Here is a 15,105-nt window from a genome sequence, read left to right as displayed (position 1 = left end):
AACGGGTGAACGCATTTTGACAAGGCTTAATTTGATAATTATTCTACTAATCCTTCAATTTCTACCAGTTCATTTGCTTCTTTTTGATAATCAACTTTATCAATCTCAAAACCAAATAAGCTTAAAAAGTCTGAACGGTAACCTGGTAAATCGCCGATTGCAGGTAATGTTTCGGTAGTGGCTTCTTCCCAAAGCTTTGCCACTTTAGCTTGTACATCGTCACGCATTTCCAAATCATCAATTCTGATTCTTCCTTTTTCATCAACAGGAATATCTCCACCAGTGTATAAACGCTCTGCGTATAAACGTTGAATTTGTTCAATCGTACCCTCGTGAATACCTTCCTCTTTCATTATTTTGTACAACAATGAAATATATAATGGAATAACAGGAATAGCCGAACTTGCTTGTGTAACCAAAGCTTTGTTTACCGAAACGTAAGCTTTACCGTCTATATCTTTTAACTTATCAGCAATCGTAAAAGCAGTAGCCTCTAAATCATCTTTTGCACGGCCGATAGTTCCTTTGCGATAAACTGGCTCTGTCAGTTTAGGGCCAATATAGGAGTAGGCAACTGTTGTAGCGCCCTCAGCCAATAAGTTTTCTGCTTTTAATGCATCAATCCACATTGCCCAGTCTTCTCCACCCATTACGGCCACAGTATTCTCAATATCTTCTTCAGTTGCAGGCTCTATTGAAATTTCTGTAACATTACCCGTATGGAAATCTACGGTTTTGTTGGTGTAAGTTCCGCCAATTGGTTTTAAAGTAGAACGATGTAAAACTTCTGTATCTGGGTGTTTACGAACCGGAGAAGCTAAACTGTAGATTACTAAATCTACCTGACCTAAGTCGGCTTTAATTAACTCAATAGTTTTTGCTTTGATTTCTTTAGAGAAAGCATCGCCGTTTATACTTTTTGCGTATAAACCAGCTTCATGGGCTTCTTTTTCGAAAGCAGCGCTATTATACCAACCTGGAGATGCGGTTTTGCCTGCTGATGGTGCTTTTTCGAAAAAAACACCAATTGTAGCCGCATCAGAACCGTAGGCAGCAGCAATACGAGAGGCCAAGCCAAAGCCTGTAGATGCACCAATTACCAATACTTTTTTAGCCCCATTGATGGCACCCTTTGATTTTACATATTCAATTTGGTTCTTTACGTTTTGAGCACAACCATCTGGATGCGCTGTTAAACAGATAAAGCCCCTCATTCTCGGTTCAATAATCATTTTGTTCTTTTTTACGTTTCGTAATGTTAAAATGGCTTTAATCCAAATGGTACAAAGCCAAATCTTTAACGAAGATAAATTTTTAATTCCTTTCGGCTAAATGAATTTTAAATAAAGACAATTTGCATCAACAATTTTAACTTCGAAGTTGTTAAGCTTATATTAATTTAATGTTATCGAAAGGCTTTATCAAAATTCTGCTATTTTAGCGCAGCGTTACGATTTCTACTTAAATATCAAATACCTTTATGAGAAAATTACTATTCCCTTTTATTATATTGTTGGCTACCTCGGGCACCTTATGCGCACAAACCCAATATCAAAATTCGGGCTGGTTTATGTTTGTGAATAATACCAAATTTAATCAGAAATGGGGTCTGCACTTCGATGTACAGGTACGTTCTGCAGATGATTGGGGCTATGTTAGAAATACTTTAGTTAGACCAGCATTGCAATATTTCATCAATAAAGATCATAATGTAGCGCTAGGTTATTTATGGCAAACTACTCAAAATAAGGCTGAAGGTGTTTCGAATACATTTTTGCATGAACACCGTATTTTTGAGCAATATATCTTCAGCCATAAGTTAAGTTCCATATTTGCAAGCCATAGAGTAAGGGTAGAGCAGCGATTTATTGGGCGGGCCAAGGAAGACGTTTTTTCGCAACGTTTCAGGTATTTTTTTCGCCTAATTCAGCCTTTGCAAAAAACAGCGGAGAGTTTTGATAAAGGTATGTTTGTGGTTTTGCAAAATGAGGTTTTTTTAAACTTTCAAAATAAGGAAAAAATCAACAATAGTGTTTTCGATCAAAACAGACTTTACTTGGCTGGTGGATATCGTTTTTCAAAGAAAGTAGATTTGGAAGTTGGCTATATGAATCAGGCGGTTAAGAATTTTACTAACCACACGAATAACAGCATTGTTCAATTTGCGGTATATACCAGGTTTTAATATGGTTTTAATGTTTTAAAGTCATATTTTGCTTGAGATGGATTACAAAATGTTAAAGGTGTTGTAATTGGTCATCGTTTTCACTCAATTTGCCGCGTGAAAAAATTGTCTATCTTATTTTTTGCGCTCTTGTTTGGCAAGCGGATGCAAGCACAAGAGTTGAAAACGTCTTCTGTTAATCGTACACCAACTTCCAAAAGTTTATTTAATCCAGAGCATAAAAGGAATTTTTCCCGTAAAGGAGATTTTTATTTTCATTGGGGGTATAACAATTCATGGTATGGTAAAAGCGATATTCAATTCCAAGGCCCAAATTACGATTTCAAGCTGCACGATGTTGTCGCTCACGATAGGCAATCAAGACTGGGATGGGATTATTTAAATCCAAGTTTAATCACCGTTCCCCAATACAATATTCGTGTTGGTTATTTCATCAAAGATAATTATAGCATTTCCATTGGCTGGGATCACATGAAATACGTAATGGATATTCCGCAAACGGTAGCTATTACGGGCAAAATCGGTGCGAACATTACTCCAGAAAATACCCCAACCGGTGCTCTTGCTGGCACTTATAATGGGCAAATGATTAATGTGAAGGAAAGCATGTTGACCTACGAACATACTGATGGCTTTAACTATGCAAATGTTGAAGTAGAGCGTTATGATGATATCTGGGTAGCTCCAGGTGGAAACACATCGTTGACTTTGGAAACAGGTTTAGGAGCTGGCTTGATGGTTCCACGAACGGAAGCTCATCTTTTTGGATTGGGTAGAAATAACCACTTCAGTATATCAGGTTATGGCATTTCGGCTAAAGTTGGATTAAAATTCTATGTCTGGAAAAATGTTTATCTACAAAACAGCACCAAATTTGGAGCAACTAACTTAACCCGGGTACACACTACTGGGTGGGATGAATTTGATAAGGCTAGCCAGAAAATAAATTATATCGAAAATTTAACGGTGATAGGTTTTCAGTTTTAAATGCTAAAATTCAGCCTAACAAAACGGATGTATCTTACTGGAAACGGGGGCTTTTATCTAATTAAATTGATGAGCATCGCGTAGTGAGAAAGCTTTGTGATTTCATCGTATGAAAATTGAACTAAGGAGTGTGATGTGAGAATCAAATTTTAAATTCACTTCATATAAAAAAACGTCTCAAATTTCATTGAGACGTTAGAACTAAAAGGTTTATACTTTTTAAATTTTTCTTACCCTACCTGAGCCGATGATGGTTTTATCAACCCTTGCATCGCCAGAATAACTTAAACTTCCAGAACCGCTGATAAATGCTTTAATTGATTCATCTGCTTTGATGTGAACAGTTCCAGAACCACTTATGGTAGTCGTTAATGCACTTACTGCAAAACTTTTTCCTTCGAAAGATCCCGAACTGCTTATAACAATCTTCGCACGATCGGCGCTGCCTGTAATGTTCAGCGAGCCAGAACCGCTAATTACTCCGTTGTAGTGATCAACATCTGCCGAAGCTTTGATGCTACCCGAACCACTTAAGGTGGTGGTTAAGTCAGTCATGCTGATTTTTCCATTTACAACCATGCTACCAGAACCGCTCATGGTTAAGCTGGCCAATTCTCTAGCCGATACGTAAGCGGTTATCTTTTTACCCTCATATTTTCTAGACCAACTGGTGATGCTGTTTTGAGGACGAATAATTAACACATTGCCCTTCACTTCAGTGATGATCGATGAAATCGCTTCAGCATCACCTTCTAAACGGCAACTTTCTTTGCTGCCCAAGGTAACCACAACATTTATCGGTCCGGCGGAAGCGATGCCATTGAAATTGCCAACCTCTCTTTCATCATCATTAAGCTTCGATGATTTAATATTAATTTGTTCTTTGGCAATTGCGCTGATGGCTGTTGTTAAGGTAAATGCGGCGAATAATAGGGCAAATAGTTTTTTCATTATTGATAAAAGTTTTATAGCCAATTGAGATGGCCTCAATTGGTTGATGAATACGGTTTTCTTATAAGACGATCATTTTATCAAAAAGTTGCATAGCTTATTAAAACTAATTCAATTTTCTCGGTGAGTAGGTGGGCCATAGGTATAAAAAATGATTCTAATCATTGTTCCGTAAAATAGAATAATGAGGTGTCGAGCAGTTCTCCTTTCTTTTTATTAATCGCAGGGTTGTTACCATCCATTTAACAACAAAGCCCAATGCGTTATGCAATGGGCTTTGTTTTGGATACCTTTCAATTGTTGCTATCCTTTTTTAATATTAATATAAAATGCAGGATCATTTTTGAAGTTTTCCGCAGTAATGCTGGCATCAACTTTTATAGTTTTCCAATTATTAGTAGGTTTTATCAAACTATAAACTCCATCTTTTAGGGTTACGCGAACCGGCATGTCAAAACCTTTAACATCCGTTATCCACCGATAGGAAAGTGTTCCGTTTTCAATTTTATATTCCAGTAATGGTATGTTGGTGTGGCGAAGATATTGATCGAAAACTTTATCTAATTTCAATCCACTTTGCTGGGCAATGTAGTTCTCTATTTGCGCTGTGGTTACCGTTTTGTGGTAGAAGGTTTTATTTAAGCCACGTAAAATCTGTCTGAACTTTTCATCATTATTAATTAATTGACGGATGTTGTGAATAAGATTTGCACCTTTTGGGTACATGTCACCAGAACCTTCTTTATTCACGTCATAAGGGCCAATAATCGGAATATCATTGCTGATCCCTCTGCGAATACCAATTAAATATTCGCTACCTGATGCCTTACTATCGGTGCATTCTGTAAACAGCGTTTCAGAGTAATTAGTAAAGCCTTCATGCACCCACATGTCTGCAAGATCTTTGGTGGTAATATTATTTCCAAACCATTCGTGGCCACTTTCATGTACTGTGATAAAATCCCATTTTAGACCGTGTCCCGTTCCGCTTAAATCTCGACCCAAGTAGCCTTTTTTAAATTGATTTCCATATGCCACAGCGCTCTGGTGCTCCATGCCTAAGTGCGGCGCCTGAACCAATTTGTAGCCATCTTTATACCATGGATAAGGCCCAAACCAATATTCGAAACATTTTAGCATCGGTTTTACGTCAGCATCCCAATGTGGACGGGCTTTTGCACTATCCACCTGAAGTGCCCAATAGTCAATCGATAATTTTCCGTTTTCGCCATCATAACTATCTGTCCAATGGGCGTATTTTCCGATATAGAAACTTACATCATAGTTGTTGATTGGGTTACTAACAAACCAATTGTACTGTTTGAAACCATCAGGTTTGTCAACAGTATTTCTTAGTCTTCCATTTGATATTTCTTGCAGTGTATTGGGAACGCTGATGCTTATGAGCATGCTATCCACTTCATCGCTTTGATGATCTTTATTTGGCCACCATACACTGGCTCCCAAACCCTGGCACGCTACCGAAATAAATGGATTCCCTGCAGAATCTTTCTTAAAGATAAAGCCACCATCCCAAGGAGCATTTTTAGCTACCCTCGGGTTCCCAGAATAAAAAACGGTAAATTTGTCTTTGCTTCCTTTTTTAATTGTTTTAGGGAAGGTTACAAAAACCGCATTATATTCTCTTGAAAATTTCAACGCTGTGTTATTATAAACTACTTTTTCAACCTTCAGATTATCGAAAAGATCAAATTGCAGTTTGTTAAAATCCTCCATAGCCGTGAAAGCAAATTCATTGCTTCCTGCAACTGATTTTTGGTCGATATCAATTTTAACATCTAAGTGATGGTAATTAATGTCGTAACAAGTTCGTAATGGTGTAAGCGTTCCACGTAAACTATCGGCTCTTGAGTTTACTTGATTTTTGCCAAGCATCTGAGCCTGAACGCTTGCAATGCTTAATGCAATGGAGATAAGGGTGAGTATTTTTTTCATTTTTAATATTTCTTTGCGTCATTGCGAGGTATGAAATAATCTCACAAAAACTTGAGATGCAATCAAAATGAGATTGCTTCGTGCCTCGCAATGACGATTGCTTTAGTTATTGCTTGAAGTTACTTCAAAACCGAAACCGTTATAAAGGAACTGTTTTTTACATCGTGATAAATTTTGTGCGTTGCTTTTTGAAAGTCACCAGGTTCAGCCTGGTAGATATCCATGAATTTTTGTGGATTACGATCAGCTAAAGGAAACCATGAATTCTGAATTTGAATCATGATTTTGTGTCCTTTTTTGAAAGTATGTGCCACATCTGGTAGTGGATAATTCACTTTAGTAATAGCACCAGGAGTAAAGGCTTCGGGCTTTTCGAAACTGTTGCGGTATTTGCCACGCATAATCTCGCCACGAACCAGCATTTCATATCCTCCCATGATAATGTTTTCAGGATTCGGATTCGGATTTGGTTCATCCTCCGGATAAACATCAATTAATTTAACCACATAGTCAGCATCTGTTCCGGTAGTAGAAACGACCAGATTCGCCAATACTGGTCCGGTTAGGGTAATGTCCTCTGTTAAAGCATCCGTTTGGTATGTTTTTACCTCAGGTCTTCTGGCAGCGAAACGTTGATCATCGATCATGTATTCTCGGGTTCTTCTTGCCTGAACGCCATCCTGATAAGGTACAGGATTATTCGGATCGCTCACATATTCGTCCCAGCTATCGGTTCTGCCCACTTTTTCAAAGCTCAATTTTCCGTTAGGTTGCAGGTATAGATTTTTAGTTTCTATTTCTTGAGGTGGCCAGCTTGCAAATTTTTTCCATTCGTTAGATCCCGTGACAAAAATGTTCGCTTCGGCAGCGTTAAAATCTCCTTCACCTTTTAAGTAGTGTTTAAAAAAAGGAAGTTCAAACTCTTGTTGATAATCGATACTTGTTTTAGCTCCAAACTGAATATCGCCAAAAGATGAACCATCACCTCGTACCCAGCCGCCATGAAACCACGGTCCAGCCACTAGAATATTGGTAGCTCCTGGATTTTGTTTTTCAATGGCTTTGTAAGTGTCGAAAGTTCCATAAGCATCTTCGGCATCGAAGAAACCACCAACCACCATCACAGCTGGTTTAACATTTTTCAAGTGTGGGGTAATCAATCGTGCTTTCCAAAAGGTATCTAAGTTTGGATGTTTAAATAAATCATTCCAAAATTTAATGCTATCAGCAAAATACTTTTCCTTTAAGTTCTTTATCGAGCCTGATTCCAAATAAAAGCGATAATTATCCTGAATAGGAAATTGGAAACCTTTTGGCCCTTTATCTGGTGTAATTGGTTTTGGACGTGGAACTCCGAAACTGCTCATGAAACTGAAAGCGTCCATTAAAAACAAAGTGCCACGGTGGTGGAAATCATCACCCATAAACCAATCGGTAACGGGAGCCTGTGGCGAAACAGCTTTTAGCGCTGGGTGCGCATTTGGAAGAGAAGTAGTGGAATAAAATCCAGGATATGAAATTCCATAAATGCCTGCTTTGCCATTATTGTTTTTCACGTTTTTTATTAACCAATCTATGGTATCATAGGTATCGGTACTTTCATCAATAGCGGTTTTACCTTTTTTGTTAGTTTGTGGTCGAATATCTTCAAAAGTACCTTCACTCATCCAACGTCCGCGTACATCCTGATAAACGAAGATAAACCCCTCACGAGCCATGGCAGGGAAATTTCCCAGGCTTACTTTATAATTATCGGCACCATATGGAGCAACTGTGTAAGGCGTTCGGTTAATCAGAAATGGATGTTTTTTGGATTGATTTTTGGGTATGTAAATGGAAGTGAAGAGTTTAACTCCATCTCGCATGGGTATTTGACGTTCTATTTTAGTGTAGTTTTCTCTAACATAAGCCGAATCAGGTTGCTGAGCCCATAGTGAAGTGGAAATAAATAAACAAAATAGGAGATTTAAAAATCTTGAAAAGTTCATTCAGGTTTGGTTTTTAGTAATAAAATTTAAATATAGGTGATTAGAAATTGATTAGAAAAAACATCCCGTAAAAGGTTTGTTAGCTGCCTTAGAGGCGATCGTCATTGCTCTATCAGAATTAAGTTAAATAATGTTAATGATTAATCTTTCGAACGCTTTCATCGTCATATTTATAATTAAATTAAACACAAACATGAAAAGGTTATTAAATAAAGGAATAGTTGTTTTGGCTGCGGCAGTGATGATGACAACTTTGACTATCGAGCGTGTTTCAGCTCAACGCCCAAGTAGAGGTGGCGGGGGTTCATCAAGTGCTGGAGGCGGTAGGTCAAGCTCCATTTCACCATCAAGGGGTAGTTTATCGAGGCAACCTTCTATGCAGGCTCCATCAAATAATAGGATGTCGCAGGTTCCAAATAGAGGTTCAAATAGGTCAATAGATCCAGGATTTAGTCGCTCTAATTCGGGCAGGCCTGAACGCCCTGGGTATAGTTACAACAGACCAGGTTATAACAGACCGGGATTTCGCCCAGGAGGAAATTACCGGCCGGGTTATGGGTATCGCCCAGGTTTTGGAAGGCCATACTATCGGCCATATTACAGCTATTATAATTTTTACAGGCCGTTTTTAGGATTTAGAATTGGCGTTTTACCATATGGTTATTACCCATTTAATTATGGTCCGAACCAGTTTTATTATTCCGGGGGATTATTTTATCAGCAAAATAATAACCAATATGAGGTAGTAGTACCTCCAGTTGGGGCAGGAGTACCAAGCTTGCCACAAGATGCAAATCTAGTGACTATTGATGGGGTAGACTATTATGAATATAAAGGTGTTTACTATACTCAGGGCCAAAATGCAGATGGCGCTACGGTTTATATTGTTGCTGGAAAAGATGGCGTGTTAAATACAACTGATGGCCCGGTTGATACCCATCAAATTGGTGAAATTATTACACAGTTGCCAGATGGATGTAGAGAAGTAACCATTAAAAACGAAAAGTATTTTGTTTCTCCTACCGATGTTTATTACGAAGAAGTTGTTGATGGAGATAAGATTTCTTATCGCATCATTGGCAAGTTGTTTTAAACCATTCATTGGATAAAATATTTAGCCGTTTCAATATTAAATTGGAACGGCTTATTTATTTCATCAAATTCTATACTTTTGCCACCAAAATATTTCGATTTGAAAAAAATATTCTCGAAAATCTCCCTTTTCAATTTTGTTGCTATCCTATTGTTTTCTTCGTGTTCCACAACAAAAAATGTTGTTGATAGAAATAAGGAAAATTCCATTTCATCAATAAAATTTTTGAGCGAATACATTATGCCGCTTAATGGAACCTTCCAGAATACATTGGTGGGTGGTTTATCTGGTATTGATTATGATAGAAAAAAAAATCAATATTATATGATTAGCGACGATCCATCGCAGTTTAGTCCGGCGAGGATTTACACCGCAGAAATTGATATCAAAGAAGATAAAATAGATACGGTTAGGTTGACAGGAGTTACCTTTATTCTGCAAAACGATGGAACGGAATATCCGAAATATCAATACGGTAAAAATTCAAAAGCTGATGGAGAGTCGGTTCGCTATAATCCTTTAAAACAAACTTTTGTTTGGAGCAACGAGGGCGAACGGCTTTACAGAAAAACGGATACAACCATTGTTCAGCCTGCGCTAACATTCCTATCTACAACAGGAAAATATTTAGATACCATTCCGTTGCCCGCTGGTTTTCACATCACCAAACAGAAGTTTGGCGTTCGTAAAAATGCCTTTTTTGAAGGTTTAAGTTATGCAGATAATTTCAAAACTTTATATGCCAGTTTAGAGGAACCCTTATATCAAGACGGTGAGCAGTCGCATTTCGAATTTAATCAAGCCTTAACAAGAATTGTGAAATTTGATGTAGATAAAAAACAAAATACAGCACAATATGCATACAGATTAGATGCTTTGCCAATTAAGCCGACAGCAGAAAGTGATTGGAATTTGAACGGTATTTCCGAAATTCTGACTATAAATAATCATACCCTGTTGGTGATGGAAAGGGCCTGGGCAAAAGGACGCGACGATCACTCCTTTGTGAAGCTCTATTTGGTGGATTTGGATGGCGCTGAAAATGTAATCAACAATCCTTCTTTTATCGCGAATCCGCCTAAACCATTAAAAAAAACAATACTTTTCGATTTTGATTCTTTGAATATGCATATTGATAATATTGAAGGAATTACTTTTGGCCCGAAATTGCCAAATGGAAATAATACATTAGTTTTTTGTGTAGATAATAATTTTGGTAAAGCACAAGTTCAACAGTTTTTTCTTTTTGAAGTGATCAGGTAATCTGAAAGTCCGTAGGTTAGAGTCTAAAAGCCGAGTCGGAAGTTAGATGCCAGGCGGGAAAACAAATTAATCTTTGAAATCTATTAATCTGTGTAACTATGCAAAAGATAAATCTATGCAATCAACCCTTAGAAGATATGAGTAAAATAAAAGCGCTACTATTTGATTTAGATGGAACATTAATTGATTCCGAAAAGTTTCACTTTGATTGTTGGAATGAGTTTCTTTCCCCATATCATGTGGTGCTTGATTTTAAGGATTGGCTGAGCAGTTATGCTGGTATTCCTTTGCCCCAAAATGCAAAAACGATTATCAGCAAGTATAAAATAGATGCAGATCTGGATGACTTTATCGAGCGAAGAGAGCAACTTACCTTCGATGGATTTAGAACAAAAGATATTGCCCTAATGCCATTTGCATTAGATTTTGTTCAGTATTTCTACGATAAAGGATTTACCCTGGCAGTGGTTACTGCAAGTCCGAAAATAGACGTAGATGCGGTTTTTGCGAGAAATGGATTAGCTAAATATTTTACATTATTTGTCACCCGAACCGATGTAACGAAAAGCAAACCTGATCCTGAAAGTTACAATATTTGTGTTCAAAAACTCGGGCTCCAGAAAGAGGAATGTATCGTATTCGAAGATACTATAAATGGTGTAAAATCGGCAATGGCAGCTGGAATAACGACCTATGCCGTTCAAAATAATGTTAGGGCTCACCAAAAATTAAAAATCGCCGATCAACTATTTCTAAATTTCGCTCATGTAAAAACTTATATCCTGGAGCATGGAATTTTGTAGTGTTTTAAGATAAGTTTAATAAGGAGTATGAAAGAATCAGAAATTAAAAGCTTTATTGATTCGAGAGAGATAAAAGAGCAGATAACTAAAAGCTTCCAATATTTAATCGATAATAATACCAATTTTGATTTGGACGTTTCCACAAATGAAATTTATTTTGATGTTGATAACCTTTCTTTTGAAATAAAAGATCAGGAATCAATTTTTATCAAGAGCTTAATTATTAAAGACGATTTTGAAATCGGTTATTATATTTTAGCTTTTAACCTTCAAAAAGAGCCAATCGACGATTATTTCGTGATTTATTAATACATATCTATAATTAACGTTTTTTACACTTCCTTTTATAGGAAGCATTATTGTGCATTTTAGATTGTCTTTTTCAATCCTTTTTCATTGTAAAATTGTGCTTTTTGCATTGCAGCTTAGCGCTTTTGACTTTCAGCTTTCCGCCTTTTTTCCCTACCTTTGACTAATCAAAATTCTCAAGAAATTATGCAATACGATGTCGTTGTTATCGGTTCAGGGCCGGGCGGTTATGTTGGCGCAATCCGTTGTGCTCAGTTAGGGTTAAAAACTGCCGTTATAGAAAAATACAAAACTTTTGGAGGTACTTGCCTTAACGTTGGCTGTATTCCATCGAAAGCTTTATTAGATTCTTCAGAGCATTACCACAACGCTGCTCATACTTTTACCACTCATGGTATCGATTTAAAAAACCTGAAAGTAAATATGCCTCAAATGATCGCTCGTAAAGACGATGTTGTTGCACAGAATACTGCCGGGATCACTTATTTATTCAAGAAAAACAAAATTGATTCTTATGAAGGGGTGGGTTCTTTTATAGATAAAAACACTGTTTTAATCACTAAGGCAGATGGTTCTACTGAAACGTTAACAGCCAAAAACGTTATTATAGCAACGGGTTCAAAACCTACTACGTTACCATTTTTGCCAATTGATAAAAAACGTATCATTACCTCAACTGAGGCTTTAAATATCAAAGAAGTTCCAAAATCGATGGTGGTTATCGGGGGTGGAGTTATTGGTTTAGAATTAGGTTCGGTTTATGCCCGTTTAGGAACAAAAGTTTCCGTGGTTGAATTTTTGCCGTCTATTATTGCAACCATGGATGCAAGTTTGGGTAAAGAACTTCAACGTGTATTGAAGAAAAACTTAGGCATGGAATTTTACATGGGCCATAAAGTTACCGGCGCAACCACAAAAGGTAAAACAGTTACGGTAACTGCTGAAAATCCCAAAGGCGAAACTATTTCTCTAGATGCCGATTATTGTATCGTAGCGGTTGGCCGTACAGCTTATACTGAAGGTTTAGGCTTAGAGAAAATTGGAATCACTATTGAAGAAAGAGGTAAGAAAGTTCCGGTAAACGAGCATTTAGAAACTTCGGTACCCGGAGTTTATGCTATTGGCGATGTAATTACGGGTGCAATGTTGGCCCACAAAGCTGAAGATGAAGGAATTTATGTAGCTGAAACTATTGCCGGACAAAAACCACACATCAATTATAACCTCATTCCAGGGGTGGTTTATACCTGGCCAGAAGTTGCATCTGTTGGTTTAACAGAAGAGCAATTGAAAGAAAAAGGTACAAAATATAAAGCAGGTTCATTTCCGTTTAAAGCTAGCGGACGTGCAAAAGCCAGTATGGATACCGATGGCTTTATCAAGGTTTTGGCAGATGCTGCAACAGATGAAGTTTTAGGTGTGCATATGATTGGTCCACGTGCTGCGGATATGATTGCTGAGGCCGTTATCGCGATGGAATTCCGTGCTTCTGCTGAAGATATTGCCCGTACCTGTCACGCTCACCCAACTTATACTGAGGCATTGAAAGAAGCGGCAATGGCTGCAACTGAAAACAGAGCGATACATATTTAATTGTCGTGGTCTGTGTCTTCACAGGTCAATTATATAAAGAGGCCGATAAGAAATTATCGGCTTCTTTTGCGAAACTTGTTTTTTTAATTGTACTCATTTTCACTGCAAGCGGGAGATCTCTCAAAGATTTCTTAAAATTTTGGGCATGCCCAAGCTAGGCAAGGGTCAGGCTATTCGTTCCAATCTTTTTATTGTCCTTCGACTACGTTCAGGATGACAACAAAAAGGATTTCCTCGGCTATCCCTCATGCAAAACCCATAGCATATCATCCGCTCGTTAATTAGCTCCTTACGCTACACTCTACACTCCCTATTTCTAAATTTTTGCTACTTGTTCTTTAATCTTTGCTCCTTTTAGCGCAATTCCTTAACAAAATGATAACAAGTACAGACTGAAAAAAAGCGTTGTTCAAATTTATTTTTGCGGTTCAGATATTAAATAAACCATGAATTGTAAAAAACTTTTCGTTGCATTACTAATGGCGGCGATGGCTTTAAGCGCCTGTAAAAAAACAACGGAACCGATAGATACAGAAGAGCCGATTGTGGCCGAAGATATTGCGAGTTTTAAGGAAACAGCCTCAGTAGATTTGGGCGGCGAAACTGCAGCAGAAATCACTGCTTACGATCCTTCAACTAAGAAGCTTTTTGTGGTGAGCAACGATGGTGGTGCTAAAGTTGAGGTATTGGATTTAGCCAGTTATCCTACAGTTACCAAAATAAAAACACTTTTATATGCCAGTAACGCAGGGATTAATAGTGTTGCAGTGAGCAATGGCCTATTGGCTATAGCTTTAGATGGCGCAAGTAAACAAGGCAATGGAGATGTAGTAATATTGAAAACATCAGATTTATCAGAAGTAAAAAAAGTGACTGTTGGCGCCATGCCCGATATGGTCACTTTTAGCCCTGATGGAAACTATATTCTTTCTGCAAACGAAGGTGAACCGAATGATGAATATACTGTTGATCCAATAGGGACGGTATCAGTGATTAGTATAAAAGATAATTATTCAGTTAAAACTTTAGATTTTTCGGCTTTCGAATCGCAAAGAGCAACTTTGGTGGCGGGCGGTTTTAGAATATATGGCCCGAAAGCAAGTTTTGCTCAAGACATTGAACCGGAATACATTGCAGTAAGTTCTGATTCCAAGAAAGCTTATGTAACCTTGCAGGAAAACAATGGTGTTGCCGAAGTTAATATCATTGCCGGAACGATTACTAAAATTACTCCGCTAGGAACAAGAGATATAAGCTTAGCCGAAAATGCATGGGATGTAAGCGACGACGAAAAAAGCGGAAAGAAGATTCAGTTAGAAAACTGGCCAATTAAAGCTTTCTACTTACCGGATGCTATTTCGTATTTCAGCACTGGCGGTACTTCTTATCTGGCATTAGCGAATGAAGGTGATACGAGAGCATGGAAAGGTTACGATGAAGAAGCAAGAGTGAAGAGTTTAAAGTTAGACCCTACAAAATTTCCGACAGCGGCAACTTTACAATTAGATGCAAACCTGGGTAGATTAACGGTAACGAAAGCCTTCGGCGATAATGACGGGGATGGAGATTACGATGAACTTTATGCTACTGGCGGAAGAAGTATGAGCATTATCAATGCAAATACTGGCGCACTAATTGCAAACGTAGGTAAGGATCTGGAACAGCAGGTTATCGACGCTGGCAAATACGATGATACCCGATCGGATAACAAAGGAGTGGAAGTTGAAGGTGTTACAGTGGCAGAGGTAAATGGCAGAACCCTGGCTTTTATCGGTATGGAGCGAGTAGATATGATTGCGGTTTATGATGTGAGCACCCCTTCTGCCCCTAAATTTGTCCAATTGTTTGGTACAGGAGATGCCCCTGAAGGTCTATTATTTGTAAAACCAAAAGATAGTCCGAATGGAAGAAGTTTACTTATTGTTGCCAGCGAGGGCGATGGTGTAGTAAAATTTTTCCAGCCAAATAAAATATAAA

Annotated in this window: 12 protein-coding genes; 8 read left to right on the top strand and 4 right to left on the bottom strand. The window is 37.9% G+C overall.

Annotated features, from left to right (window positions below):
• Positions 1 to 38 precede the first annotated feature (38 nt).
• The gene (gene fabV, locus OQZ33_RS12335) at positions 39 to 1,232 is read right to left on the bottom strand and encodes an enoyl-ACP reductase FabV (protein WP_265799327.1); all 1,194 of its coding nucleotides are present in this window, start codon (positions 1,230 to 1,232) and stop codon (positions 39 to 41) included.
• Positions 1,233 to 1,480: 248 nt separating this feature from the next.
• On the opposite strand from fabV, the gene OQZ33_RS12330 reads away from it, so the two are divergent.
• Both OQZ33_RS12330 and OQZ33_RS12325 read left to right on the top strand, forming a co-directional pair.
• Complete coding sequence (locus tag OQZ33_RS12330) at positions 1,481 to 2,185, top strand: DUF2490 domain-containing protein (protein WP_265799326.1); 705 nt, start codon at positions 1,481 to 1,483, stop codon at positions 2,183 to 2,185.
• A 96-nt stretch (positions 2,186 to 2,281) separates the two neighbouring features.
• On the top strand, positions 2,282 to 3,172 hold the full coding sequence (locus OQZ33_RS12325) for a hypothetical protein (RefSeq protein ID WP_265799325.1): 891 nt from the start codon (positions 2,282 to 2,284) through the stop codon (positions 3,170 to 3,172).
• A 219-nt stretch (positions 3,173 to 3,391) separates the two neighbouring features.
• On the opposite strand, the gene OQZ33_RS12320 is transcribed toward OQZ33_RS12325, so the two are convergent.
• From OQZ33_RS12320 to OQZ33_RS12310, 3 genes are all read right to left on the bottom strand, one after another.
• On the bottom strand, positions 3,392 to 4,123 hold the full coding sequence (locus OQZ33_RS12320; RefSeq protein WP_265799324.1) for a head GIN domain-containing protein: 732 nt from the start codon (positions 4,121 to 4,123) through the stop codon (positions 3,392 to 3,394).
• Positions 4,124 to 4,426: 303 nt separating this feature from the next.
• Positions 4,427 to 6,079: a M1 family metallopeptidase gene (locus OQZ33_RS12315; RefSeq protein ID WP_265799323.1), complete on the bottom strand. Its 1,653-nt coding sequence runs from the start codon at positions 6,077 to 6,079 to the stop codon at positions 4,427 to 4,429.
• A 119-nt stretch (positions 6,080 to 6,198) separates the two neighbouring features.
• Positions 6,199 to 8,067, bottom strand: coding sequence for a CocE/NonD family hydrolase (locus tag OQZ33_RS12310; RefSeq protein ID WP_265799322.1), 1,869 nt, complete (start codon positions 8,065 to 8,067; stop codon positions 6,199 to 6,201).
• Between the two features lie 193 nt (positions 8,068 to 8,260).
• On the opposite strand from OQZ33_RS12310, the gene OQZ33_RS12305 reads away from it, so the two are divergent.
• The 6 genes from OQZ33_RS12305 (at position 8,261) to OQZ33_RS12280 (ending at position 15,104) form a co-directional block, all read left to right on the top strand.
• Entirely contained in the window at positions 8,261 to 9,160 is a 900-nt protein-coding gene (locus OQZ33_RS12305; RefSeq protein WP_265799321.1) for a DUF6515 family protein, read from the top strand.
• Positions 9,161 to 9,259: 99 nt separating this feature from the next.
• A complete protein-coding gene (locus tag OQZ33_RS12300) occupies positions 9,260 to 10,423 on the top strand; it encodes an esterase-like activity of phytase family protein (protein ID WP_265799320.1) in 1,164 nt (387 codons plus the stop codon).
• A gap of 137 nt (positions 10,424 to 10,560) precedes the next feature.
• Positions 10,561 to 11,226, top strand: coding sequence for an HAD family hydrolase (locus tag OQZ33_RS12295; protein ID WP_265799319.1), 666 nt, complete (start codon positions 10,561 to 10,563; stop codon positions 11,224 to 11,226).
• Positions 11,227 to 11,253: 27 nt separating this feature from the next.
• Complete coding sequence (locus OQZ33_RS12290; RefSeq protein ID WP_265799318.1) at positions 11,254 to 11,535, top strand: hypothetical protein; 282 nt, start codon at positions 11,254 to 11,256, stop codon at positions 11,533 to 11,535.
• 186 nt (positions 11,536 to 11,721) lie between these two features.
• Positions 11,722 to 13,128 carry a dihydrolipoyl dehydrogenase gene (lpdA, locus tag OQZ33_RS12285; protein WP_265799317.1) on the top strand — a complete coding sequence of 469 codons (1,407 nt, stop codon included), beginning with the start codon at positions 11,722 to 11,724 and terminating at the stop codon, positions 13,126 to 13,128.
• Positions 13,129 to 13,574: 446 nt separating this feature from the next.
• On the top strand, positions 13,575 to 15,104 hold the full coding sequence (locus tag OQZ33_RS12280; RefSeq protein WP_265799316.1) for a choice-of-anchor I family protein: 1,530 nt from the start codon (positions 13,575 to 13,577) through the stop codon (positions 15,102 to 15,104).
• The last annotated feature ends 1 nt before the right edge of the window (position 15,105 follow it).

It is taken from the genome of Pedobacter sp. MC2016-05 (assembly GCF_026239735.1).
Classification (GTDB): domain Bacteria; phylum Bacteroidota; class Bacteroidia; order Sphingobacteriales; family Sphingobacteriaceae; genus Pedobacter.
Note: the sequence above shows the minus strand (reverse complement) of the source record. Positions and strands in the feature narration are given on the sequence as shown.